Genomic DNA, 26,082 nt, shown 5'->3' on the forward strand with positions numbered 1-26,082 from the left:
ATAATGAAAACAAAATGGACAGGTTTATTAGAGTATCTTCAATTCCTCATCAAGAGAAATCCTGAGTAATACTATGAATTGAATAATTAGCCAACTTAGAAAATGAGCTGATTATCTGTTCACAATTTACATTTTCTAATTATCTAATTTATAAATTATCTAATTGAAAAAGCCATGCCATTATATCATAAACTCGGAGACTTTCCGCAAAAGCGACACACCCAATTTGAAAAACCAAACGGAGGTTTTTACTATGAACAATTGTTCGGAACAGAGGGTTTTCATGGTCATTCGTCATTGTCTTATCATGTACACAGACCAACACAGGTTAAAGAAATTTTGAACTCTTATTCGGTTGAACCTAAAATAGCAATCGAAAAAAACATAAAATCACTTCTTTTTAAAGGTTTTGAATTAAAACCTGAAAATGACTTTTTAGACAGCCGCAAAGCAATGTTGGTTAACAAAGACTGTATTATTGGTTTGGCTGCGCCTAAAGAATCGCTTCGAAATTATTTCTACAAAAATGCCGATGCCGATGAAATGCTTTTCATTCATAAAGGAAAAGGAAAATTAAGAACCATGTTAGGAAACATTCCTTTTGAATATGGCGATTACCTAATTATTCCGCGCGGTATTATTTATCAAATAGACTTTGAGACGGAAGATAACAGGCTTTTTTATGTAGAATCGTACTCTCCTTTTTATACTCCAAAACGTTATAAAAACCAGTCGGGTCAGCATTTAGAACATTCGCCATTTTGCGAACGCGATTTTATTCTGCCAAACGAATTGGAAACACATGACGAAAAAGGTGATTTTTTAATTAAAATCAAAAAAGAAGGAATGATCCATGAAGTGGTTTATGCCACACATCCGTTTGACGTTGTAGGCTGGGACGGCTACAATTTCCCTTACGGATTTTCAATTCATAACTTTGAACCTATAACGGGACGTGTTCACCAACCGCCTCCGGTACACCAAACTTTTGAAACAGCTGCTTTTGTAGTTTGCTCATTCTGCCCAAGACTTTACGATTATCACCCAAAAGCGATTCCAGCGCCATACAATCACAGCAATATAGATTCTGACGAAGTACTATATTATGTAGATGGCGATTTTATGAGCCGCAATAATATTGAGCAAGGCCATATTACTTTACACCCAAAAGGAATTCCGCACGGACCAGCGCCAGGCGCAATGGAACGTAGTATTGGTCATAAAGAAACTCAGGAATTAGCCGTTATGGTTGACACTTTCAGACCGCTTATGGTTACTGAAGAAGCAATGGGTCTTGATGATGGGAAATATTACAAATCCTGGACGGAGTAGCTAGCCGAATTTAACCGCAAAGTCCGCAAAGGATTTTCGCAAAGTTCACAAAGATTTTCTAGTTAAGTTTTATCAAACTAAGTCCGCAAAGCTTTGCGTTCTTTTTCGATTTTACAAAATCTAGCTCAAACAAAACTTTGCGCTCTTTGCGGTAAAAAAACACAATCAAAAAAACAACACTTTCGATTCATCAAAAAATCGATTTAAAAAATAAACATTATGTCAAAAGAAGTAAAATCAGTAGAATACGGATTAGAGAAAATATTTGAAGGAGCACAAGATTTCCTTCCCTTATTAGGAACAGATTATGTAGAATTTTATGTGGGAAATGCTAAACAAGCTGCACATTATTATAAATCTGCATTTGGATATCAGTCTTTGGCTTACGCCGGATTGGAAACTGGAGTTAGAGATAGAGCATCTTATGTTTTAAAACAAGACAAAATTAGAATTGTTCTGACAACGCCTTTAAAAGCAGATTCTCCAATAAATGAACATTTGAAAAAACATGGTGACGGAGTAAAAGTAGCAGCACTTTGGGTTGAAGACGCTACAAAATCTTACGAAGAAACGATGAAACGTGGCGCGCGTTCTTTTATGGAACCAACTATAGAAGAAGACGAATTTGGTCAAGTGGTTCGTTCTGGAATTTACACTTACGGCGAAACGGTTCACATTTTTGTAGAAAGAAAAAATTACAATGGCGTTTTCTTGCCTGGTTATAGAGAATGGAAATCTGATTTTAACCCAGAACCAACTGGATTAAAATACATTGACCACATGGTTGGAAATGTGGGATGGAACGAAATGAACACTTGGGTAAAATTCTACGAAGAAGTTATGGGATTTGTAAACTTCCTATCTTTTGATGATAAACAAATTACTACCGAATATTCAGCTTTGATGAGTAAAGTAATGTCAAACGGAAACGGAAGAATTAAATTTCCAATCAATGAACCGGCAGAAGGAAAGAAAAAATCTCAGATCGAAGAATATTTAGATTTCTACGGTGGACCTGGAATTCAGCACATTGCTATTGCAACAGATGATATTATTAAAACCGTATCACAACTTAGAGCACGTGGTGTTGAATTTTTATCTGCTCCTCCTCATACTTATTATGAAGCAATTCCAGAAAGATTGGGTGTTCATATGGATATGATGAAAGAAGATTTGAACGAAATTGAGAAGCTTGCTATCATGGTAGACGCTGACGAAGATGGATATTTATTACAGATTTTTACAAAGCCCGTTCAAGACAGACCAACACTTTTCTTCGAAATTATCCAAAGAATGGGTGCAAAAGGATTTGGTGCAGGTAACTTTAAAGCCCTTTTTGAGTCGATTGAAAGAGAGCAAGAATTGAGAGGAACACTGTAAAATGTTAATTTTCATATGCAAAACAGCATAATTCTTTAAAAAACGATGCTTTTTTTGCAAATGTTATGTTAAACTTGACTTTGGCTATTTGTTTTTTGAACTTTCTATCTATCTTTGCACTCGCAAATCAGGAAGGGGTGGTTTCCTTCCGAATTGATATAAATTTCATAATTTATAGTTTTTTGGTTAGTTAATAGCATAAAAACTCAGTCATCTTTGACTGAGTTTTTTTGTTTTCATACATTTGGAATAGAATTTGCATTTATCTATCTTTATAATAAAACGTAAAGAATGTACTATGAAAAAGCTCATCCTCACTATATTAGCACTAACAACACTTGCCTTTGCGCCGCAAAAGGAAACTGCTTTCGATACTGGAGAATATTTCAAATTTAGAATACATTATGGAATTGTAAATGCCGGTTACGCCACTCTTGAAATTAAAGATGCGACAATAAACAACAAAAAGGTATTTCACTCTGTTGGAAAAGGTTACACAACCGGAATGTCCAAATTTTTCTTTAAAGTAGAAGATCTATACGAGAGCTATTTTGACAAAGAAACGGGTAAACCATATCGTTATGTTAGAAAAATTGACGAAGGCGGTTACACTAAAAATCAAGAAGGTTTTTTCAATCAAAATGAAAATAGAGTTTTAGTAAAAGACTATAAACGCAAATCAGAAAAAACGATTATTGTAACAGAAGAGGTACAAGATATTGTTTCTGCTTTTTATTTTTTAAGAAACCATCCAAACATCGACAAACTGAAATCTGGTGAAGCCATTACAGTCGACATGTTTTTTGATGATGAAATCACAAAATTTAAGTTAAAATATGTAGGCCGTCAAGATATTACGACTAAATTTGGAACCGTTTCTACGATGGTCTTCAAACCATTGGTACAGAAAGGCAGAGTATTTAAAGAAAAAGAGAGCTTAACCCTCTGGATAACAGATGATGTAAACAAAGTTCCTATTAGAATAAAAGCAGATTTAGCCGTAGGTTCTCTTAAAGCTGATCTCGACGAATATAAAGGATTACAAAGTCCACTTAAAGTAAAAAAATAATGAACCCTACAGATAATTCTGAAGCGATTTTAAAAGAAATTGACCTAAAATTTCAAGCCATAAATCAAAAAACTGATGTTCAATTAGAAGGATTGCTTTGGTCTAAACCTATTACCTATTGGGACTACATTCAGACTGATGCTCTTTTAAGCCTACAGACTCAGCGCACCACACTTCCTGACGAAATGGTTTTTATTATGTACCATCAGGTAAATGAATTAATATTTAAAATGATTTTGTGGGAAATTGATCAGATTGCCGATACAGAAAATATTCAGGTTGATTTTTTCAGCGAAAGATTATCAAGGATTACAAGATATTTTGACATGCTTACCAATTCGTTCAGCATTATGGAAAACGGAATGGAAGTAGATCAATACATGAAATTTAGAAATACACTTACTCCTGCAAGTGGTTTTCAGAGCGCGCAATATCGCATGATCGAATTTGCTTCGACTGACGTTATCAATTTAACAGACCGCAGATACAAAGCAAACTTCGACGAAAACACCGATTTAGAAACTTCATTCGAACATTTATATTGGCAAGCTGCCGGAAAAGATTATCACACTGGCGAAAAATCATATTTGCTCAATGAGTTTGAGAAAAAATATAAAGTTCAGTTTTTAAGACAGATGTCAGACTTTAAAACAAAAAATATCTGGCAGAAATTCACGCAATTACCTATTGAAGATCAGCAAAATGCAGAATTGATCGATGCTATGCGTCATTACGATAAAACTGTAAATATTACTTGGGTAATGCAGCACCTTAATACGGCTAGAAAATATATTTTGGAAAGCGGAAAAGGTAACGGTGAAGCAACGGGCGGAAGTGACTGGCAAAAATATATGCATCCAAAATACCAAAGACGCATCTTTTTTCCTAAATTGTGGACCGAAGAAGAATTGTCCAATTGGGGAAATGAAAACGAAGAATAATCTCTCCACAAAAATCCAAAAAGTTTGAAAAAAGCAGTCGTAATTTTAATTGTCTTGTTTTCTATTTTTTCATGTAAAAAAGCAGAAGAAAAAGTAGAAGCAAAAATTACTAAACCAGCAACCAAAAAAATAGAATTCGGTTTTAATTACGCAGATTTTAATATTGTTAATGATACTATTTCAAAAGGAGATTCTTTTGGCTCGATCCTACAAAGTCAAAATATCGGAGACAAAAAAGTACACGATATTGTCGAGCAGGTAAAAGATTCTTTCAATGTGAGAAGTATTCGTTACGGCAAACCTTTTACCTTACTTCGTTCTAAAAATAAAACCAACAATCTTCAAGTTTTTATTTATCAGCCAGACGCACTTAGCTATTATGTTATTGACTTAAGAGATAGCATTGCAAAAGCTTATAAAAAAATTAAACCTGTCACTTTCAAAAGAAAAATGATTGGTGGAGTTTTAAAAAGTTCTTTATCTGAAACTTTAGGAAACGAAAGTGTCGAAACAGCATTGGCCAGCAGAATTACAAAAGTATTTTCTTGGTCGATTGACTTCTTTAAACTTAAAAAAGGAGATCGTTACGGGTTAATTTTTACAGAACGCTTCATTAACGGAAAAACTTACGATGGCGTTGAAGATCTTGAAGCTGCATTTTTTGAGTATAAAGGAAAAATCATCTATGCTTTTCCTTTTGAAAGAGACACTACTTCTGGAAAAATTGAATATTATGACGATCAAGGAAAAACACTTAAAAACTTTTTCTTAAAAACTCCGATTAAATTCAGCCGAATCACTTCTAGATTCACCATGAACAGATACCATCCGGTACAGCATACTTGGAAAGCCCACAAAGGAACCGATTATGCAGCTCCAACTGGGACACCAATTTCGACTACTGCCTCTGGAGTTGTAGAAGCAACAGGATATACAGCAGGAAACGGAAACTTTGTAAAAGTAAAACACAACGGAACCTACTCTACGCAATACTTGCACATGTCTAAAATTTTGGTTCGCCGCGGACAGCGCGTTACACAAGGACAGACAATTGGATTAGTGGGAAGTACAGGTTTAGCTTCTGGTCCGCACGTTTGTTACCGCTTCTGGAAAAATGGAGTTCAAGTAGATGCGCTCAGACTGAATCTTCCAACAGGAGAATCGCTTACTGGAAATGACAGAACTCGTTTCATGAATCAGATCGAACCTTTGAAAAGAGAATTGGACAGTATTGGCAATTTGTAAGAATCCATTTTGAAATATTTTTGAATCATGAAAAAAGAACGCCTTAAAACCATTTACAATGAAACTTTTTCTGGTTTAAAATTATTTTACAGAGACACCATTCTTCCAGAAAATTTAATTTCGAAATATAAAATCGGACAAATTATTCAAGAAAAAGGTTTTACCGACATGACTTCTATTGGCGGAGGGCTTTCAGGAAATCTCAGATATTTGATTGCAAGTGCTCATCCAAAAGATTTATCAAAATTCAATCCTGATTCTGCAAAAATTGGTCATTTTCTTTTAGATTCAATTACCTATTTTAAAGTTTTAGATATTCAGAAAATTGGAGATAAAACACAGGTTTTCCTTTTAAATATTCCAGACAATTCAATTTCACTTTTCAAAAATTCAACTTCAAATCTAGAAGAAGAAATTATTGAAAAAGCTCAAAAACGCTTTCGCGAAAAAATCGATGCTAACTTAATTCCAGAATTACAAACTGAAGAATGGAGAGAAAGAACAAAATCTCCACTCGGAATGACCGAAAATGGCGAATTGTTTTTTGATGATTCTAAAATTAAAATTGAAGAATTAAAAAGAATCGAAGTCGACACTGAAAAGAAAATTATTCATATCAACAAAAAGCCTTGGTGGAAGTTTTGGTAGATTTCGGTTATAAAAAAACATTCATTTAAAAAAAAATGACTTCGGAGAAGTCAAATATTTATAGAACCAAATATTTTACGTGTTATTTATTCGACCCCTTCGGGGTCGTACTACATTTAATCAACAATTTTCTATAAACATATAATCCCTCCGGGATTTTTGCAATTAAATACAAACACACGTTATATGGTTTTTCAATCCATAAAACGTTTTCGTAACTAATTGTTATATAATCGCAAACCGCTACCCTTTTAAAAGTTATTTCAGTATTTTTGTGTTTCAAAGAACAAACTCAATTATAGATAAAAATGGCTTTAAACACAACAAACCCAACTGGGACTGAAGCGTGGAAAAATCTACAAAACCACTATAACGCAATTCACGAAACCACAATACAAGAATTGTTTCAACAAGATAGTGCACGTGCCGAAAAATTCAATTTGCAATGGAATGACTTTTTAGTAGATTATTCTAAAAATAATATCAGTCAGGAAACTGTTTCTCTTTTATTAGAATTAGCAAATTCAATCGGACTTAAAGATGCAATCGCACAATATTTTGGCGGTGCATTAATCAATCAGACAGAAAACCGTGCTGTTTTGCATACTGCATTGCGTGCTCCAGAATCGGCTGTTATTAAAGTTGATGGAGAAAATGTAATTCCAGAAGTTTACGAAGTAAAAAATAAAATTAAAAGTTTTACTCAAGAAGTTATTTCAGGAGAAAGAAAAGGATTCACAGGAAAAGCTTTTACTGACATCGTAAATATTGGAATTGGAGGTTCTGACCTTGGTCCTGTTATGGCTGTTGAAGCTTTACAATTTTACAAAAATCATTTAAATACACATTTCGTTTCAAACGTTGATGGCGATCATGTAAACGAAATCATCAAAAAATTAAATCCAGAAACAACTCTTTTTGTAATTGTTTCTAAAACCTTTACTACTCAGGAAACACTTTCGAATTCTGAAACTATTAAAGAATGGTTTTTAAAATCGGCTTCTCAGGAAGATATTGCAAAACATTTTGTTGCCGTTTCTACAAACATTCAGAAAGTAACCGAATTCGGAATTAATCCAGCGAATGTTTTCCCAATGTGGGACTGGGTTGGAGGAAGATTTTCTCTTTGGAGCGCTGTTGGTTTAAGCATTGCTTTGGCAGTTGGTTTTGACAATTATAATGATTTATTAAGCGGTGCGCACGAAATGGACGAGCACTTCAAATCGGCAGAATTTGACGAAAACATTCCCGTTATTTTAGCTTTATTAAGTATTTGGTACAATAATTTTTATGGCGCAGAAAGCGAAGCTTTGATTCCGTATACTCAATATCTACACAAACTTGCTCCTTATTTACAGCAAGCATTTATGGAAAGTAATGGAAAAAGTGTTGGACGTGACGGAAAACCTGTTAACTATCAAACTGGAACAATTATCTGGGGAGAACCAGGAACAAACTCACAACATGCTTTCTTTCAGTTAATTCACCAAGGGACTAAATTAATTCCAACAGATTTTGTTGGATTTGTTAAGCCTTTATACGGAAACGAAGATCATCATGATAAATTGATGTCAAACTTTTTTGCACAAACTGAAGCTTTAATGAATGGAAAAACTGCTGAGCAGGTTCAAGCAGAATTTGACAAACAAGGTCTTGCAGCAGACAAAGCGTCTTACTTAAAACCATTTAAAGTTTTCACAGGAAACAAACCAACCAATACCATTTTGATTCAAAAATTGACTCCAAAAAGTTTAGGATCTTTAATTGCCTTATACGAACACAAGATTTTTGTTCAGGGAGTTATTTGGAACATTTTCAGTTTTGACCAATGGGGAGTTGAATTAGGTAAGCAATTGGCCAATTCTATCTTAGATGAAATCAATTCTAAGACTGTTAAAAACCACGACAGTTCGACTTCATTTTTACTAAACCACTTCTTGAAGAATAAATAAGAAACCCGAAATTTAAGAATTCCGTAACACTATAAAACGCCTTAATTTTCATTAAATTAAGGCGTTTTTTACATAAAAAACCGACAAAAAGCACAAAAAAAGCATTTATCTAGACCTTTTCACTTACAAAACAAATAGAATTATTGCGTTTTTAACAAAAAACACCTCTGTAAATTAAAAAATTCAATATAATATTTAAGAAAAAAAGAAAAAATCATTTTAATATACAACAGAAAAAACAAAACGTACTTTTCTTAACATTTCGATAACATTAACTGATTTATTTGTTATAATTTTGCCAAAAACAATAAACTCAATAACAAAATGAAGAAAATGAAAAATTGGTTACTGACCGGACTATTCTTTATGATAGTTTCAACCGTATTTTCTCAAGGAAAAGTTACTGGTAAAATTACCGACGGAACAGGTGGATTACCAGGAGCAAATGTGGTGATCAAAGGATCTACTACAGCAACTTCAACAGATTTTGATGGTAAATTTACTCTTACTTCACCATCAAGCACAGGAGAGATTGTTATCTCTTTCTTAGGTTATGACAACCAAACTGTGAAATTTAATGTGTCAAATGGCGCAACTACAAACTTAGGAACTATCACTTTGGTTTCTAACTCAAACGAATTGAGCGAGATCGTAGTAAAAAGTAGCACAGTAGATATTGCAAAGGACAGAAAAACTCCGGTTGCTGTTTCTACAATTAAAGCTGCTGAAATTCAGGCAAAATTAGGAAACCAAGAACTTCCTGAAATGTTAAAAAGCACTCCATCTGTTTATGTAACTAAATCTGGTGGTGGATTTGGAGATTCAAGAATTACTATTCGTGGATTTAGCCAAAACAACGTTGCGGTAATGGTTAACGGTATGCCTGTGAACGACATGGAAAACGGAGCTGTTTACTGGAGTAACTGGGCTGGTTTATCTGATGTAACTTCTTTCATTCAAGTTCAAAGAGGTTTAGGATCTTCAAAATTAGCAATTGCTTCTGTTGGGGGTACTATGAACTACGTAACTAAAGCTTCAGATTTGAAACAAGGTGGTACAGTTGGTACTTCTTTTGGTAACGACAACTTCTTCAAATCTAATGTTGCTTACAACACAGGAAAATTAGATAGCGGATTCTCTGCTTCTGTTTTATACAGCCACACTCAAGGTGATGGGTACGTAGATGGAACTAAATTTAACGGAGACAACTACTACATCGCTCTTGGTTATGCTACAAAAGATAACAAACACGATTTCCAATTTACAGTTACTGGTGCTCCACAATGGCACGATCAGAGATCTACATTTATCACTATAGCACAGTATCAACAATATGGTACTGTATCTGACCCAAACATCAAATACAACTCTGATTGGGGTTACAAAGATGGACAGGCTTTCAACATGGTAAGAAACTACTACCACAAACCTGTAACTTCATTAAACTATGATTTCCAAATTAATGAAACATCTAAATTATCTGCTGTAGCTTACGCTTCTTTCGGACGTGGAGGAGGATCTAGAGGAGCAGGTGGTATTAGAGGCTTTAACTATGCTAATAACGCATTCAGAACTGCAAACGGCTTAGTTGATTATGATAAAATTGTTGCTTACAACTCAGGACAAACAGTAAGCATCAATGGCACTAATTACACTCGTACAACTAACGGTACAAGTGGAGAATTCCAAAACAGTTCTTCTACGGGAAGTTTAACAACCTCTACATCTGGTATCTCTCAGATTTCATCTGTTAACTCTCACAACTGGTATGGTGCGATTGTTAACTTCAACAAAAAATTCACAGACAACTTAACATGGGATCTTGGAGTTGACGTAAGAGGATACAAAGGTCTTCACTACCAAAACGTAAACAATAGATTGGGTGCAGACTCATATATTGATAACCTTGACGTAAATAACCCAAATAGAGTTTTATACGGTACATATTCTACATACGCTTCTTGGAATGTATTTAAAGATACTGACAAAGAAGAAAAAATCAACTTCAACAATGATGGTGACGTAAGATGGTATGGTGGTTTTACTCAATTAGAGTATACTTCAGATAAATTCACTGCATTCGTTCAAGGTGCACTTTCTCAACAAGGATTCAAAAGAGTGGATTATTTTAAATATCCAGCTGGAAGCGAGTTAGCTAGTACAGATTACGAAAACATCTTAGGTGGTAACGTAAAAGGTGGTGTAAACTACAACATCAACGAGCACCATAACGTTTTTGTTAACTCTGGATACTACTCAAAACAGCCATTCTTTAATGCAGTTTATCCAAACAACAGTTCTATTGTAGCTGGTAACTTAACAAACGAAAAAATCTTTGCTGTTGAAGCTGGATACGGTTTCCGTTCAAGTAAATATACTGCAAACGTAAACTTATACAGAACTTCTTGGAAAGACAGATACCAAAGACAAACTGATAATGCTGCAGACAACCCAGGTGGTTACTTTGATTTCGCTGGAATCACAGAAATTCACTCAGGTATCGAGATTGATGGTACTGCAAAAGTACTTGACAAACTTACTCTTACTGCAATGTTATCTCTTGGAGATTGGCAATATGAAGGAACAAGTACAAGTAACCGTTACGATTCAGCCAACAATCCTATTGGAACTGGTTCAACATTATTCCTTGACGGTGTAAGAGTTGGAGATGCTGCTCAAACAACTGCTGCTTTAGGAGCAACTTACGAAATCTTGCCTCGTTTTACTGTTGATGCAAATTACAACTATATTGATAAATTGTATGCTCAGATTTCTGCAGGAAACTTTACTAAAGAAGATAACAGAGGTGCTTTACAATTACCATCTTATGGTACTGCTGACGCTGGTTTATCTTACAAATGGTTAGTTGGTAAAACTAAAAACAACTCTGTAGGTTTCAGATTAAACGTAAACAACGTTTTTGATTACACTTACATCGCTGAAGCAAAAACAAATATTTTTGCTGCAGATGTTCCAACTCAGCCAACGTACAAAGGAATTGCTACAAACAACCAAGTATTCTTTGGTTTTGGTAGAACATGGAACTTCGCATTACGTTACGATTTCTAAAATTTAGAATCTAAATAAATAATAAAAACGGCATTGACTTTTAAGTTTAATGCCGTTTTTTTATAGCCTTTTTTGTTATATTTGTTTTTAAACAAAAAACACCCTTTATGTATAATTTTCTACAAAAATTTCACTCTGGCTGGGCGTATTTAGCATTGCTTCTTTTAGTTGTTGCAGTTGTTAACGCTATCATCGGAGTAACATCAAAAAAAGAGTTTACAGGTAAAGATCGTAAAATCGCTTTATTTGCTTTAATTGGAACTCACACCCAATTATTGATTGGTTTAATCTTATATTTTGTTTCTCCTCTTGGAAAAGCAGCATTTGGACAAATGTCTAATGCAGAATTAAGATTAACATCATTGGAGCACCCTCTAATTAATATTATTGCCATCATTTTAATTACTATTGGATGGTCTAAACATAAAAAATTAATCAATAGTGAAGCTAAATTTAAAACCTTTGCTATTTTTTACGGATTAGGATTATTGCTTATTTTAAGCAGAATTCCTTGGAATCTTTGGTTCTAAAAAAACCATTTAAAAGCCCTCCTACAGGGCTTTTTTTATCTCGGCATATTATTTGTACAAACTCCCCCCAAGTCTGAAAAGAAATAACCCATGAGAAATAAAAAAAATATTTTATTCGCCACAATCGCTTTAACTTTAATTAGCGGCTTTACTTATGTCATAAGCCAAACCAAACCTACAACAGAACCTAAAATCATTCAAGATACTGTTAAAAATCTAAAACCAACTATCATTCCATTGCCAGATTCGGTTTTTACAGATAAAGGTTTAAAACTTAGACCATACAAAAAAAACGCTCATGCCTCCTACTATGCAGATCGCTTTAATGGAAAAAGAACCGCTAACGGAAGCAGATTTAACAACAACGCTTATACAGCAGCTCACAAAAAACTTCCTTTTGGAACAAGAGTAAAGGTAACCAATGAAGCCAATGGCAAATTTGTTATCGTAAAAATTACAGACCGCGGTCCTTTTGTAAAAACCCGCGAAATCGATTTGTCTAAAAGAGCTTTTATGGACATCACCAAACACAAAGGTGCTGGAGCTATGAAAGTCACAATTGAAACTATAATAGAATAAAAAAAGTCCCGCTTGAAGCGGGACTTTTTGTTTAAACCAATTTTCTAATGGCCATTGCTATTCCCGTATGAAGTCCTTCATGATAATTATTAAAATCTAAAGCACCTTGAACATGGCGAAGCGTGAAACCTACACTTGTAGTATATTCATGGTAATCTACAAAAAGACCACTTTCAAAATCATTTTTCGTTTTTTCTAATGTTGCCGAAAGCAATGTTCTAATCTCGTCTACCTCAGCTTGAGAAACGTCGCCTTCTGGCTTGGTTCCTTTTTTATATTTGGCAATAAAATCCTCAGAAACTACTGTCGGAAGACCTGATAATTTATAAACCAAAACTTGCTGAGAAGAAATACAATGACCAATATTCCAAATAATATTGTTGCTAAAACCATCTGGAATCTTGTTTAATTGTTCTAACGAATGACCATCTAAAATTTTTAAAAGAATTTCTCTAATTGTTTTTTGTACATCAAAAACTGAACTCATAATTTTATTTTTTTTCTAAAATTAGTCATTTTTAAGTTTCAAATGGATTTTCTTTGCATTCTAACAAATTCATAAAACAATGAACAAAATATATTATTTAGCCTCTTGCGATACCTGCAGAAAAATTATTAAAAGTCTACCAGAAAACGATTTGGTTTTTCAAGACATTCGCCAAGACCCAATTACAGAAGAACAGCTAGAAGAAATGTACAAACTTGCAGGAAGTTACGAAGCGTTATTCAGTAAGAAAGCGCAATTGTACAAATCAATGGACTTGAAAAACAAATCGCTTACAGAAGCCGATTTTAAAAAATACATTTTAGAACATTATACTTTCTTAAGCCGTCCTGTTTTTATTATTGATGGCAAAATTTACATAGGTAACAGTCAGAAAAATGTTGCTGAAGTTATTAAGGTTTTAGCAAAATAATTCCACAGAACGTTTTCTTGAATTCTGATGCGTTAGGGATAGAAGCGGAAATCCTTTTTTAGGGCTTTTTCTGCCCTAAAAAAGATTGGGAGCGGATAGCCCGACCGTAGGGAACGCCCAAAACCTTTTTAAAATATTAGGCTGTAAAGTTTTTTAGTATCTTTGCGCCTTTATACTCAATTATATGATACAATCTATGACAGGGTTTGGCAAAGCTTCTTTGCAATTGCCTACAAAAAAAATTACCGTTGAAGTAAAATCCCTAAACAGTAAAGGTTTAGATTTGAATGTAAGAATGCCATCGCTTTACCGTGAAATGGAACTTGGATTACGAACTCTTATTTCGACCAAACTAGAAAGAGGAAAAATCGATTTTGCAATCTACGTGGAAAGCACTGCCGAGCAAACTTCAACTAAAGTAAATGTGCCTGTTGTAAAAAATTATATTGCACAACTAAAAGAGGTTAATCCTGATGCAGACGAAACTGAATTAATGAAAATGGCTGTTCGTATGCCAGACACATTGAAAACAGAACGTGAAGAAATCGACGAAAATGACTGGGAACAAATTCAGGTTATTATTGACGAGGCGCTTCAAAACATCTTAACCTTCAGAAAAGATGAAGGCGGTTCACTTGAAAAAGAATTCAATTTCAGAATTTCAAATATTCGTCAATACATGAATGATACTTTGGCGCTTGATCCAGAACGCGTACAGGCTATTAAAGATCGTTTGCAAACTGCAATTTCAGAATTACAAGTGAACGTTGACGAAAATCGTTTTGAACAAGAATTAATCTATTATTTAGAGAAATTAGATATCACAGAAGAGAAAGTTCGTTTAGGAAACCATTTGGATTACTTTTTAGAAACTTTAAACGGTTCTGAAGCTAACGGTCGAAAACTGGGTTTTATCACTCAAGAAATGGGTCGCGAAATCAATACTATGGGTTCTAAATCGAATCATGCCCAAATGCAGAAATTGGTCGTGATGATGAAGGATGAATTGGAGAAAATTAAGGAGCAGGTTCTGAACGTCTTGTAATACTACTACAAAAAATTAAAGCTTTCAGCCTATTGCTTAAAGCCTAAAGCATACACAATGAACAAAGGAAAACTAATTGTTTTTTCTGCACCATCAGGATCAGGAAAAACAACTATCGTAAAACACTTATTAGGACAAGAAGATTTAAATCTTGAATTTTCGATTTCGGCTGCTTCGCGCGCACCACGCGGTGAAGAAGTGCACGGAAAAGATTATTATTTTATCTCGTTAGAAGAATTTAAAAAACACATTAAAGCAGAAGATTTCTTAGAATGGGAAGAAGTGTACCGAGATAATTTCTACGGAACTTTAAAATCGGAAATTGAAAGAATCTGGGCTTTAGGAAAAAATGTAATTTTTGATATTGACGTGGTTGGCGGTCTTCGTATCAAACATAAATTTCCAGAAGAAACTTTAGCGGTTTTCGTGAAACCTCCAAGTGTTGACGAATTAAAACGCCGATTAAAACAGCGTTCTACAGAAAGTGAAGATAAAATCAATATGCGAATTGCAAAAGCTTCTGTAGAATTGGCAACGGCACCTCAGTTCGATGTTATTATCAAAAATTATGATTTAGAAGTTGCTCTTGAAGAAGCGCATCAACTGGTAAAAGATTTCATAAGCAAGTAATTTTATTCCACAGAGATTCACAAAGAAAAAACGCAAAGATTCGCCAAGTTGAAATAAAACTTTGCGAATCTTTGTGTTATCTTAGCGACTCTTTGCGAAACAACAAAAAATGAAAATAGGTCTTTATTTCGGCACATATAACCCAATTCATGTCGGGCATTTGATTATTGCCAATCATATGGCAGAATATGCCGATTTAGATCAGATTTGGATGGTGGTTACGCCACATAATCCGTTAAAAAAGAAATCGACTTTATTAGACGACCAACAGCGCTTGCAAATGGTTTTTCTGGCAACAGAAGATTATCCGAAGATAAAACCGTCTGATATCGAATTTAAATTGCCTCAGCCGAGTTATACGGTAATCACGCTCGCGCATTTACAAGAAAAATATCCAAATCACGAGTTTTCTTTGATTATGGGTGAAGACAATTTAAAAACGCTTCATAAATGGAGAAACTATGAGGTGATTCTCGAAAACCATGATATTTATGTGTATCCTAGAATTTCTGACGAACCTGAAAATGTGGAATTAAAATCGCATCCAAAAATTCATGTCATCGATGCGCCAATTGTAGAGATTTCTTCGACTTTTATTCGAAATAATATAAAAGAAGGAAAAAATATTCAGCCATTATTACCGCCGAAGGTTTGGGAATATATTGATCATAATAATTTTTATAAAAAATAGAAACAACATTTTTTTGATTTCAATTGCCTCCAGCTTTAGCTGGAGGTTTTTATTTTCAACAATACATGGCTTTAGCCAAAAACTCGCAATTTTGGCTAAAGCCATTTTTGCCCATACATTTATTCACCTCCAGCTAAAGCTGGAGGCAATTGATTTTTGAATCAATCTTTATCAAAAATTACATATAGCAATAAATTTTATCGAGAAAAGTTTCGGAGAAACGATTTATATTGTAGCGACGGATTTTAATCCGTCGATTTAGAAGTACCGCCATCTAGAGTTCCACAGGAACGACGTATATTCTTCAACATAATTCGAGCCTATGGCTCTCACAAAAAAACTTATCTCATTATTTTGACCGGATTAAAATCCGGCCCTACAATATGTTTCGAGCCGATGGCTCTTTTTTAAATTAAATAAAAAAGCCTGAATCCAAAAATTCAGGCTTTCGTTTATAATTAAGCTTCGATACTCACGTCGCTTTTTACTCTTGTTCTAATCTCACTCAGCGTTTGATTAACGAGAAGTTTTCCATCTCTGAAAACCTCCTTTAATTCTCCTTGTTTTTCTTCTTCCCACGAAACATTATCCGTTAGATGATACTTGCCATCGATTAAATCAATTTTCATTAATCCTTTAGCCGATTTTTTAGTTCCGTCGTCTGTAATTGGATCTTTGAAGATAGCTCTTCCCTCTCCGTTCACTTCTCCGTAAGTTGCTTTCATGGCAAAACCAAAAGTATCTCTAGTATTGTATTGGTATGTAAAAGAACCGATTCCTAAAACCACATTTGTAGAAGCAAATCCTTTTTCTTTTAATCTTTCGCAGATTTGAGTTGCTCTTGCCACGGTAATACTGTCTCCATAAATTGCTCCAATTTGCGGAACCAATTCTTTAAATCCTTTATCGTTTGTGGTTCCGCCAAAAACATCCCAAAGCAATTCGATAACACCTTTTTTCTCTTGTTCAGTTTTTCCGTTTGGATTTCCGCAGATGATATCTACTGGGTCACCGCTATCAGGACGAATTACTACTTTTCCTTCCCTAGAAACAATTTCATTTTTTAACCTTGGAAGATAATCCGTTAAAACTTTCCATAAATCCCAAGTATCAGAAACTATAGAAACAATTCCTTTTGGATAAACTTCTGTAATTAATCTTTTGAAAGTTTCGTACTCGCCTTCTGTTGTTCCCATACACATTACAGAATGTTCTGTAGCCGCAACTGATCCTGCAACCAATTCTAGGTCTGAATTGGCATTGTAATATTCTTCTAAGAAATCAATTACTGGAATCGTATCTGATCCTGTAAAACTTAATAAATGTCCTGCTGCAGAAGTCAAAGCTGCTTCGATTCCGCCCATTCCTCTCATAGAGAAATCGTGCGCCTGCCAATCTACAAATTCTGGTACAGATGAAGTTTCTGCTGCATATTTGTCTAATACTTTTCTATACTCTTTTGCAATTGTAGCAGAATTACAAGGCAACCAAACTACCGCAGAAAGTAAAGTTTCGAAATAATTCGTCAGCCAGAAAAATTCTGAAATTGTATTGTACATCGTAAACATTGGCACTCTCAATGGAACGCTCGCTCCTTCTGGCAATGCTTTAAATACCATCGGAATATATCCTAAGTCGTGTAAATCTTCTATATGCTTGGTTCCTACTTGGTTTTCACCCAAATAATTATTGATTCTGCGAGCATATTTCTTAACCACTTCTTCTTTTGGCTTTTTGAAAAAATATTCTTCGAAATCATGAATAATATATTTTTTGATAAAATACTGCAATCCGAAGAAAACGACTTCATCAACTGTTTCAATTCTTGATTTTCTTGGCGTCCAGTTAGAATATACAATTGTAGTTCCGTCTGGATATTGTCTTCTGTGGTCAACTTTGTAACCGTCGGTTAATAATAATGGGTTCATATATTTGTGGTATTATTTTAAATGTTCGTATAACTCTGTTTTCTACATTAATTTTTTCGCCAATCGTTCTGCCAAATCTTTTATATCGTCAACTCTGACTAAATTTTCTATCCATTTTTTCGGAATTCCATCGATTCCATAATAAACTCCTGCCAAACCTCCAGCAATTGCTCCTGTCGTATCTGTATCTTCTCCTAAGTTTACGGCTTTTAAAACTGTTTCTTCGTAAGAATCTGAATTTAAAAAACACCAAATACTGGCTTCTAAACTATGCAAAACATAACCCGAAGATTGTATTTCACTTTCGTCATATTTCGAAATATCAGTTTTTAAAACTTTATCAAATAACTGAATTTCTTGAGGATTAAAACTTTTATTTTCTAAAAAATTCGAAAGAACATTCTGCATGCCTTTATAAGCATCGAACTTATCTTTTTCTTTTAGAATTTCCAAGCAATAAATCACGTAAATAAAACAAGCAAATACTGATCTAAAATGTGCGTGAGTTATCGAAGAAACCGCTTTGACTTTTTGGTAAATTACTTCAACATCTTTTTCGTTTTGAAGATAAAAAACCAAAGGCAAAATACGCATTAACGAACCATTTCCGTTGTCTTGTTCAGAAAAACCACCGCATAAATCGGGCTGATGGCCTTTCGAAATATTAAGAATGGCATGCGTTGTGGCTATTCCGATATCAAAAACTTTTCCATGCGGTGTCCATAAATCTGCATTATACCATCTCACAAAGTTTTTAGCGATGTCATTTAAATCAAAACCTTTACTTAAACTTTCGGCTAAACAAAAAGCAAGTGAACTGTCATCACTCCAAGTTCCTAAAGGCTGATGATGCGTTCCAAAACCAAACATTTCAGTAACTGGGTTTTCTTTTAAATAAGCTCTAGATTTAAACTCAACCGGAACTCCTAAAGCGTCGCCAATTGCAACTCCAAGTAAACCTGATTGTATTTTATTTTTTATCATTTATTTCTTCCTTTTTCGTTCGGATAAAATGTCTGCACAACATCACTTTGCCAAAAAACTTTTGATTCAATATCCACACAAGTAAGTTTTCCATAAAAACCAGCCCCCGTATCAACATTCCAAACATTGCAACCCTGCATTGGGATTTCTATATTGTAATGAAGCGTTGGCGTATGACCAATATAAATTTCATTAAAAAGCAATAATCTTTTTGGATATAAAACCGAATCCTTCTTGATTCTTTTATCCATTGTTAAAGCCATTTCCCAAAGTGTTCTATCCCAAGAAAAGTTGCTTTGATAATGTTCTTTTTCTGGTCCATGCATAGATGAAAAACCAGCATGGATGAACAAATTGTTCTTTTCATCGACGAAGTAATCTTTCATATTTACAAAGAAATCAAGATGTTTCTGCTTTCGCGAAAGATCCATATTCTGATAACTTTTTATGGTTGATTCGCCTCCGTGCATAAACCAAATTTCGTTTAAAACATCGTTCATCAGCCATTCGTGACACCAAACATCGTGATTTCCTCTTATAAAAATGCATTCTTGTTTTTGGCATAATTCAATTAAAAAATCAATAACCTGTGCCGATTCGCTCCAGCCGTCTACATAATCGCCAAGGAAAATTAATCGGTTATTTTCAGATAAATCAATTCTTTCCAATAACTGAATCAAGGCTTTTAAACCTCCGTGGATATCTCCAAAAACAAGTGTTTTTTTCATTTTTAAAATTCAATATATTTCGCAGGAACCTCATCTGTAAGCCAGACATTATTCTCGGATAAATAAAATATAAATCCATCTTTATGCATAGCTCCACTTCTTATGGTTAAGATTTGTGGCACTCCTCTTCGGCTTCCTACTTTTGTTGCCGTTTCTTTGTCTTTGCTCAAATGCACGTGCTGACGGCTCATTTTTTTCAAACCTTCTTTTCGAATGTTTTCCATGAATTTGCCTACCGTTCCGTGATATAGATATTCTAAAGGTTCTGCTTCTGCTAAATTTAATTCGACAGAAATCGAATGCCCCTGACTTGCACGGATTTTGGTTTTATCTTCGTTAAAAGCGAAACGCTTTTTGTCATTATTTTCTACAACGTAATTCAAAAGATCTACATCAAGTTGGTTTCCTTTTTTATTACATTTTACAATTAATTCATCGACATCTGCCCATCCATTTTCGTCTAATTTTAATCCGATAGTTTCAGGCGAATGTCGCAGCACCAGACTCAAAAACTTGCTGACGCTTTTTGCTATTTTTTCATTCATTTTTTCTCTTCTTACCAATCAAATGTTCCAATGGAACATCTTTGGGATTCTATAATTCGTTTAATTTTTATTTCTTTTTTTAGTGTGTTGCAATGAGAAAAACTCAAAAACTATAAAGTAAACTCTATGGTTTATTGTTTTGCTAGTTATTCGATTTTAAATTTTATCGATAATTTTTCAAATAAACCTTGCAATGCGTTTTTATTCATTTTAATCAAACGTTCCGATGGAACGTTAATCCAATTTATCAATATTTTTTCTACCGATGAATTGTTCCTAACGGAACAACTTTGATAAATTCGAATCAAATTATTTCAATTCATCCCTCACCTCCATCAACGCAAAACCTAGCAAATTCAATCCTTTCCATTTTTCAGGATGACTAGCATCAGTATGATCGCTTGCCATTCCGATTCCCCAAATTGGATCTACGGGACTAGCTTCTACAATAACTCTTTCATTTGTATTAATTAGAAATTCTCTTAAATCTTTGTTTTGACTGAATTTATGATAATTTCCTAGTTTTACGATTTCAAATCGATTTTCTAACCAAACTTTATCATCGTAATTTCTCACTTTTCTACCTAGTTTTTTAGCTTCAGCTGGAGATTTACAATCTATTATTTTAGCTAAAATTTCCTGATCGTTAAACAGTTCCGCTTTCTTTGCCATCATCCAATGTTCGGCTGTTTTGTAAACCACATTCTCTACTTCAAAAGAACTTAACCACCATTGGCTAAAACAGGTCTTAGAAATGCTTCCGTCTTTATTGGGCTGATGTCCCCAGAAAAATAAAAACTTACTTTCTGGAATTATGTTATCTATATTGTATTTCATATTTTCTATTTATTGATACAAAGAAGTGATGTTTTTGAAATCTTTTGAATCGGGTGAAAATGATCCGTAGATTGCTGCAAACTCTGTTGTGAGACTTTCGAACTCATAATTTTGCTCTTCCAGCTGATCCATACAGGTTACAACCAAATTTCGTTTTGCCATTGGGCTGTAAGCTGCATCGAGTTTTAGAGCGTAATTCAACAATTTATAATCCAGAGCTCCAAATCGCAAATCTTTTTGGAATTCGTTAAAAACACAGGTTTCTTCTTCGTTGTTTTTTAATTGTAATTCTCCTTCATTTGGCATCCAGCCATTTCCGTGTCGTGTGGTGTAACTTCTAGTGGCATAATATATTTCTACGTCTTCGATTTTCAGTTTATTACAAATTTCAATTGCATTTTTTGAAGTGGTATTCGCATACGTCACATTCGGAAAAACACCGTGATCCATGTCTAATAGAATTCCCTGGCTTCCTTCAAAAATTAGATTTTCATACTTATTTAAGAATGTATAATCTTCGATATTCCATTGTAAATTATCGATTGCTTCCAGATAGCGTTCCACTTCTTCATCAATTCCGCTTTCGTTTAAAAAACCATAATAATAAGCGATTTGATTTAGTTTTTCTAAAAGCATTTCGCGCGGTGCAATCAAATCGATGGCGAATAATTTGTACGGACCTTCGTTTCTCTTCATGGTTGAACCAATACCTTTTCCACAGGTTCCGTTTTCGATGTTTCGCACATTTTCTCTGTTGTGCCAGACATCAAAAGGGGTTGTAACTTTTGCTAACGGATGAATATACAAATTCAGATTAGCCTTTTTCTCTTTTAATTCTTCTCTTTCGTTGAATAAAAAAAGCGGATGAATCGTGCAGTGCTCGCTGTAATAAGACGGAAGTCCACGAAGCGCTCCACTTGCAAAACTCGAGTGCACGTGTTTTCTGTCCTCGATCATAACCGTATGTGCCGCCTGCTGTCCTCCCGAAAAGCGAATAACTATAGATTCAGTGTTTTGCTTTGCCAGAAAATCTGTTGTTATGCCTTTTCCTTCATCACCAAATCCTAAACCTATAACTATTTGTGCTGTTTTCATTTTGTTGTTTTTTTATGCCGCAAAGGCACGAAGGCGCAAAGTATTTTTTAAGTTTTTATTTTAATAATCTTTGCGACTTCGCGTCTTTGCGAGCAAATTTTCTTTCGCTAAAAAAACTTTATTTGTTAATCTCGCAAAGACACAGAGTCGCAAAATTTTTAAAGCATTTCGATATTATCTAAACTACTGTCCGTTGAATCAGAAACTGGCATAGTTCCTAATCCAGAATTTTTATGTTTATCGCAGATAATTTTTTTAATTACGTTCGGAATTTCTCTGTGATCTTCAATTGATAAACAATTCTGACCTAACAATTCCTTCCATTCCACATCGGCATTAATAGCTTGTCCTGAGTGCAAAACGCTAATGTGATATACATCGTAACGTTTTTGCGCTTCTGCTAATAATTCAAGATGCGTATACGTCTGTTGTCCCTGACCCATAATTTCTTTGATCGCAGAAGCTGGAAGCGTTTTCAATCCTGGTTCGTCACCAACAGTAAACAGCAATCCTTTTTGACCTCTTTTTTCGAATGCATCTGTTTTGGTATGGAAAGCAGCGAAATACCATGCTAAAAGATAACTTTCGCCAGCATTTCCTCCGCCTCCACCTTCGATGTAGGTTCTCGTTAACCACATATCCAATTCTTCGTCGCCAGACTCAAACTGTCCAACTTGAAGCGGAAATCTGTCGCATTCGTGGTCTCCGATTCCTAAGAATAAAAGTGCTGGATCTGGAACACCACCTTGGATGATTCCTCCCATTAATTTTGGCAATCCGTCTTTGATCAGTTCGTGCGGAATATGTCCCATACTTCCTGTAACGTCCAAACCTAAAATGATTGGAACTGTATTTGGATGAACATCAGAATCTCTGGCTTCTCTAAAAAGCACTCCGTTTGGATTCATCGATTCGTGAGCCATGTGTAACGCATTCTGTGTAAAAATTTCAGCAGCTGATTTACTAGCATAACCTACTTTTTTTGCTCTGCTTTCGCGAGCACTGAAATCATATCTTGTACCTCCCATAACTAATATTTTTTACCAAATAAATATTCAAATCTCTTTTTTGTTACTTCAAACTGAATGTTTAAATTTCTGATCGTCAGCGAAAGTTCCATGTCTTTTTGAACAAAGGATTCCGGCTGAAAATCGGCAAAGGTCAAACTGTTTTTATCCAACGGACTAATATCTATCAATCCTTCTTGTTCTCTTTCGAGTCTTTTGATTTTTAATTCGATATCTTCGACTCTTCTTCTGTAAATTAATTCAGAATCTTCGCCAATAACTTTGGCTCTGTCTTCTCTAATCTGATCATTGTTTCTTTTCAAAGATTCAATAAATCTTGGTTTTAAATCGTCGCTCATAACTTTTGGTTGTTTAAATTTTGTTTCAAGTTTCAGGTTTCAAGTTGTGTACTTGACTTGGAAATTGGTTTTAAACTTGAAACGGTTAATAGATTTGTTTTTTTAGAATCGGCATTTAACTTGAAACTTTAAATTAATTAAACACTTTTTGAAACTGTTTAAAGTTTTCTTTCTTTTCAGAACTATCAAATACTGCAAAAACGATCTTTTTAAAAGCACCTGCATATTTTTCTGCAATGATTTCTTTGAACATCTCCGCTACATCTTTGGTCTCATTTCTAAAAACCCCGCATCCCCAAGCTCCCAAAATCAAGGTATCTATATTTTGTTTTGCAGCAATTGCCAATACTTTATCCATTCTACTTTTGAAAACCTCTCCTATTGCTGCAATTTCTTCTTTTCTGTTATGCTGCAACATTGCACCTTTGTTTGGTGCTGGTGCAGTAATCATGTCTACAACAAATGGTTTTTCAAAATAACTTCCGTTATCATCATTCCAAAACAAAACATTTGGACTGTAAATCATGTAATCTGAATATAAAAACGAAGATTGATTTCTATTAAAGTCATACATTGTCTTGTCTTTAATCTGCGTTTCATAAAGATTAGATGATCTTGCCAGACTTTCTTCCTGAGCCGAAGCACCGCCAAGAAATCCTCCTCCTGGATTTTTCGCTGAAGCGAAATTTAAAACTCCGATTTTACCATTTTCTTCTTCAACAATCGCTTCAATAGTTGAACAGTTTTTGGTTACAATTTCTGTTTCAAACGTATTTTCAATCGGTATTTTTAAGATTGCATTCCAATCGTTTGGTGCAATAGTGAACGTATTTTTTTTAGATTCTTCGAGCTCTCGCTCTATGACTATCTTTTTTTCTTTGTATTCATAAAAACCATTTTTAATGATTTCTAAGGTTTTATTTGCTATTTCTACTCTATAATTTTTATTCATAATTCTAATTTTACAACCCCGACGTTTTCTCCCTCAAAATCTTTAAAAGAATTCGTTGTGAAAATTCCGTCGAAGCAGTTTAAAACTTCAAAACCTTTATTGAAGATTCCGTGGCTTACTGCTAAGTATAATTTTCCAGCGTTTTTCTTTTTTAGTTCTTCGGCTAATCCTACGAAAGTTCCACCTCCGTCGCAAATATCATCAACAATTAAACAATCCATTCCTTCTAAATCGTCATTGTAAACTTTAAAGCCAGATAATTTTCCTGTTTTTACATCACGACTTTTGCTGCATTCTACCACTTCAACTCCACCTAAAAATTCAGAAACTTTGTAGATTTTTTTCAAAGCGCCTCCGTCTGGAGAAATCAATTTTACATTTTCTCCTATTCTATTTAAAACTTCTTTAATAAAAGTGTAGTTCGGAATTACGGTACTGTTATTTAAAAGCGCTGGTGTCACTTCAGAATGCGCATCAAAAACAAAAACTTTATTTAACTGCATCGCATTGATGATATCTGCATATACTTTTACAGACAACGGTTCGCCTGGAATCATAACACGATCTTGTCTTGCTGCTGGAAAATACGGAATAAAAAGATCGATGATCTTCACATCCATTCTTCTTAATGCATCAACAGTAACACACAATAATCCTAAATCGTTGAATGAATTTAATCGATGTGTAATAGTTACTTTTCGATTTGGATCAAAATCTGGAGCAATTTTGATGTGCGGTTCTCCTCCAGAAAAAGTAAAACTTTGAAATTTGATTTGTTCCTGATTTTGAAAAGGAGCGAATTTTGGGTCGAGGTTTAGTATCATAGTTTTATAGTTTGCGTTAATTATACGCAAATGTAGAATTTAATTTTAAATAAACAATTTATTTTGTGTAAAAATTACGCAAACTTTATTTCGAAGTGAATACCTTCTTTAATTAACTCTTTATATTTCAGCTTATTAAATCGAAATAATTTTGCTGGACGGCCTGTTTTTATTGGAGAATAATTTTCTGTTTCTTCCACGATTCCGAAACTGAGGATTTTTTTTCGGAAGTTTCTACGCTCGATTTCTTTTTCTAAAATGGTGCAATATAGATTTTCGAGTTCTGAAAAAAGGAACTCTTTTGGAAGTAAATCGAAACCAATTGGCTCGTAACTTAATTTTGCTTTCAATCTTTCAATCGCTTTTTTAAGGATTAAATTATGATCAAAAGCCAGTTTCGGAATTTCATTTATTTGAAACCATTGCACTTTATCAACATCTGAATCTGCTTTTATTTCAAGTTTCGAAGGATCAACCAATGCAAAATAAGCCACAGAAATCACACGGTTTCTTGGATCTCGTGTTATATCATCGCCAAACGTAAACAATTGTTCGAAATAGTTTACTTCGACATTGGTTTCTTCTTTGAGTTCCCGTTTTACAGCATCGTTCAGTGATTCATCATTCTTTACTAATCCGCCTGGCAATGCCCAATACGATTCTGCCGAACCAAATTTCTGCTGAATTAAAAGCACATACAATTGACCGTTTTGATACCCAAAAACAATGGCATCAACTGCAACTCTAATATTTTGTAGATTTTCCATAATCAAAAAGGTTTGCCACGAATTTCAC

General features: G+C 34.3%; 26 protein-coding genes. 14 read left to right on the forward strand and 12 right to left on the reverse strand.

What is annotated here, in order from left to right; all coding sequences use genetic code 11:
• Window positions 1–174 precede the first annotated feature (174 nt).
• The 10 genes from Q9Q97_RS01015 to Q9Q97_RS01060 all read left to right on the forward strand — a co-directional run bounded on the left by Q9Q97_RS01015 (window position 175) and on the right by Q9Q97_RS01060 (window position 12,745).
• A complete protein-coding gene (locus Q9Q97_RS01015; protein ID WP_306153550.1) occupies window positions 175–1,332 on the forward strand; it encodes a homogentisate 1,2-dioxygenase in 1,158 nt (385 codons plus the stop codon).
• A gap of 219 nt (window positions 1,333–1,551) precedes the next feature.
• Window positions 1,552–2,712 (forward strand): 4-hydroxyphenylpyruvate dioxygenase, encoded by a 1,161-nt coding sequence (gene hppD, locus Q9Q97_RS01020; RefSeq protein WP_306153552.1) that lies wholly within the window; start codon window positions 1,552–1,554, stop codon window positions 2,710–2,712.
• Between the two features lie 298 nt (window positions 2,713–3,010).
• Entirely contained in the window at window positions 3,011–3,781 is a 771-nt protein-coding gene (locus tag Q9Q97_RS01025; protein WP_306153555.1) for a DUF3108 domain-containing protein, read from the forward strand.
• The gene (locus Q9Q97_RS01030; protein ID WP_306153557.1) at window positions 3,781–4,722 is read left to right on the forward strand and encodes a tryptophan 2,3-dioxygenase family protein; all 942 of its coding nucleotides are present in this window, start codon (window positions 3,781–3,783) and stop codon (window positions 4,720–4,722) included. The genes Q9Q97_RS01025 and Q9Q97_RS01030 overlap by 1 nt, the downstream gene beginning before the upstream one ends.
• A 24-nt stretch (window positions 4,723–4,746) precedes the next feature.
• Window positions 4,747–5,967: a peptidoglycan DD-metalloendopeptidase family protein gene (locus tag Q9Q97_RS01035; RefSeq protein ID WP_306153559.1), complete on the forward strand. Its 1,221-nt coding sequence runs from the start codon at window positions 4,747–4,749 to the stop codon at window positions 5,965–5,967.
• A gap of 27 nt (window positions 5,968–5,994) precedes the next feature.
• On the forward strand, window positions 5,995–6,615 hold the full coding sequence (locus Q9Q97_RS01040) for a hypothetical protein (protein WP_306153561.1): 621 nt from the start codon (window positions 5,995–5,997) through the stop codon (window positions 6,613–6,615).
• A gap of 308 nt (window positions 6,616–6,923) precedes the next feature.
• Complete coding sequence (gene pgi, locus Q9Q97_RS01045) at window positions 6,924–8,567, forward strand: glucose-6-phosphate isomerase (RefSeq protein WP_306153563.1); 1,644 nt, start codon at window positions 6,924–6,926, stop codon at window positions 8,565–8,567.
• 324 nt (window positions 8,568–8,891) lie between these two features.
• Window positions 8,892–11,636, forward strand: a complete 2,745-nt coding sequence (locus tag Q9Q97_RS01050) for a TonB-dependent receptor domain-containing protein (RefSeq protein WP_306153565.1) — start codon at window positions 8,892–8,894, stop codon at window positions 11,634–11,636.
• 107 nt (window positions 11,637–11,743) lie between these two features.
• Window positions 11,744–12,166, forward strand: a complete 423-nt coding sequence (locus Q9Q97_RS01055) for a hypothetical protein (protein WP_306153567.1) — start codon at window positions 11,744–11,746, stop codon at window positions 12,164–12,166.
• Between the two features lie 90 nt (window positions 12,167–12,256).
• Complete coding sequence (locus Q9Q97_RS01060; protein WP_306153569.1) at window positions 12,257–12,745, forward strand: septal ring lytic transglycosylase RlpA family protein; 489 nt, start codon at window positions 12,257–12,259, stop codon at window positions 12,743–12,745.
• A 31-nt stretch (window positions 12,746–12,776) separates the two neighbouring features.
• On the opposite strand, the gene Q9Q97_RS01065 is transcribed toward Q9Q97_RS01060, so the two are convergent.
• A complete protein-coding gene (locus tag Q9Q97_RS01065) occupies window positions 12,777–13,232 on the reverse strand; it encodes a DinB family protein (RefSeq protein WP_306153571.1) in 456 nt (151 codons plus the stop codon).
• A gap of 79 nt (window positions 13,233–13,311) precedes the next feature.
• Between Q9Q97_RS01065 and Q9Q97_RS01070 the strand changes: the two genes are divergently transcribed.
• The 4 genes from Q9Q97_RS01070 (at window position 13,312) to nadD (ending at window position 16,028) form a co-directional block, all read left to right on the forward strand.
• Window positions 13,312–13,662, forward strand: coding sequence for an arsenate reductase family protein (locus tag Q9Q97_RS01070; protein ID WP_306153573.1), 351 nt, complete (start codon window positions 13,312–13,314; stop codon window positions 13,660–13,662).
• 184 nt (window positions 13,663–13,846) lie between these two features.
• On the forward strand, window positions 13,847–14,707 hold the full coding sequence (locus Q9Q97_RS01075; RefSeq protein WP_306153575.1) for a YicC/YloC family endoribonuclease: 861 nt from the start codon (window positions 13,847–13,849) through the stop codon (window positions 14,705–14,707).
• 57 nt (window positions 14,708–14,764) lie between these two features.
• Window positions 14,765–15,337, forward strand: a complete 573-nt coding sequence (gmk, locus tag Q9Q97_RS01080) for a guanylate kinase (protein WP_125718070.1) — start codon at window positions 14,765–14,767, stop codon at window positions 15,335–15,337.
• A gap of 109 nt (window positions 15,338–15,446) precedes the next feature.
• Window positions 15,447–16,028 (forward strand): nicotinate (nicotinamide) nucleotide adenylyltransferase, encoded by a 582-nt coding sequence (nadD, locus tag Q9Q97_RS01085; protein WP_306153577.1) that lies wholly within the window; start codon window positions 15,447–15,449, stop codon window positions 16,026–16,028.
• 458 nt (window positions 16,029–16,486) lie between these two features.
• On the opposite strand, the gene Q9Q97_RS01090 is transcribed toward nadD, so the two are convergent.
• The 11 genes from Q9Q97_RS01090 to Q9Q97_RS01140 all read right to left on the reverse strand — a co-directional run bounded on the left by Q9Q97_RS01090 (window position 16,487) and on the right by Q9Q97_RS01140 (window position 26,054).
• Window positions 16,487–17,956, reverse strand: a complete 1,470-nt coding sequence (locus Q9Q97_RS01090; protein ID WP_306153579.1) for a nicotinate phosphoribosyltransferase — start codon at window positions 17,954–17,956, stop codon at window positions 16,487–16,489.
• Window positions 17,957–17,998: 42 nt separating this feature from the next.
• Window positions 17,999–18,940 carry an ADP-ribosylglycohydrolase family protein gene (locus Q9Q97_RS01095; protein WP_371878201.1) on the reverse strand — a complete coding sequence of 314 codons (942 nt, stop codon included), beginning with the start codon at window positions 18,938–18,940 and terminating at the stop codon, window positions 17,999–18,001.
• Window positions 18,937–19,668, reverse strand: coding sequence for a metallophosphoesterase family protein (locus Q9Q97_RS01100; RefSeq protein ID WP_306153581.1), 732 nt, complete (start codon window positions 19,666–19,668; stop codon window positions 18,937–18,939). Before Q9Q97_RS01100 ends, Q9Q97_RS01095 begins: the two co-directional genes overlap by 4 nt.
• Window positions 19,669–19,670: 2 nt before the next feature.
• Window positions 19,671–20,213: an RNA 2'-phosphotransferase gene (locus tag Q9Q97_RS01105; RefSeq protein ID WP_306153583.1), complete on the reverse strand. Its 543-nt coding sequence runs from the start codon at window positions 20,211–20,213 to the stop codon at window positions 19,671–19,673.
• 309 nt (window positions 20,214–20,522) lie between these two features.
• Complete coding sequence (locus Q9Q97_RS01110) at window positions 20,523–21,050, reverse strand: NADAR family protein (RefSeq protein ID WP_306153585.1); 528 nt, start codon at window positions 21,048–21,050, stop codon at window positions 20,523–20,525.
• Window positions 21,051–21,059: 9 nt separating this feature from the next.
• Entirely contained in the window at window positions 21,060–22,145 is a 1,086-nt protein-coding gene (locus Q9Q97_RS01115) for an adenylosuccinate synthetase (protein WP_306153587.1), read from the reverse strand.
• 158 nt (window positions 22,146–22,303) lie between these two features.
• The gene (locus tag Q9Q97_RS01120; protein ID WP_306153589.1) at window positions 22,304–23,173 is read right to left on the reverse strand and encodes a hypothetical protein; all 870 of its coding nucleotides are present in this window, start codon (window positions 23,171–23,173) and stop codon (window positions 22,304–22,306) included.
• 2 nt (window positions 23,174–23,175) lie between these two features.
• On the reverse strand, window positions 23,176–23,511 hold the full coding sequence (locus Q9Q97_RS01125) for a hypothetical protein (protein ID WP_306153591.1): 336 nt from the start codon (window positions 23,509–23,511) through the stop codon (window positions 23,176–23,178).
• Between the two features lie 133 nt (window positions 23,512–23,644).
• Window positions 23,645–24,463, reverse strand: a complete 819-nt coding sequence (locus Q9Q97_RS01130) for a TIGR02452 family protein (RefSeq protein WP_306153593.1) — start codon at window positions 24,461–24,463, stop codon at window positions 23,645–23,647.
• Window positions 24,460–25,287, reverse strand: coding sequence for a ribose-phosphate diphosphokinase (gene prs, locus Q9Q97_RS01135; RefSeq protein WP_306153595.1), 828 nt, complete (start codon window positions 25,285–25,287; stop codon window positions 24,460–24,462). The genes Q9Q97_RS01130 and prs overlap by 4 nt, the downstream gene beginning before the upstream one ends.
• 74 nt (window positions 25,288–25,361) lie before the next feature.
• Window positions 25,362–26,054: an NUDIX domain-containing protein gene (locus Q9Q97_RS01140; RefSeq protein ID WP_306153597.1), complete on the reverse strand. Its 693-nt coding sequence runs from the start codon at window positions 26,052–26,054 to the stop codon at window positions 25,362–25,364.
• Window positions 26,055–26,082: the final 28 nt, after the last annotated feature.

The sequence above is a fragment of the Flavobacterium sp. DG2-3 genome (genome assembly GCF_030730925.1).
GTDB lineage: Bacteria > Bacteroidota > Bacteroidia > Flavobacteriales > Flavobacteriaceae > Flavobacterium.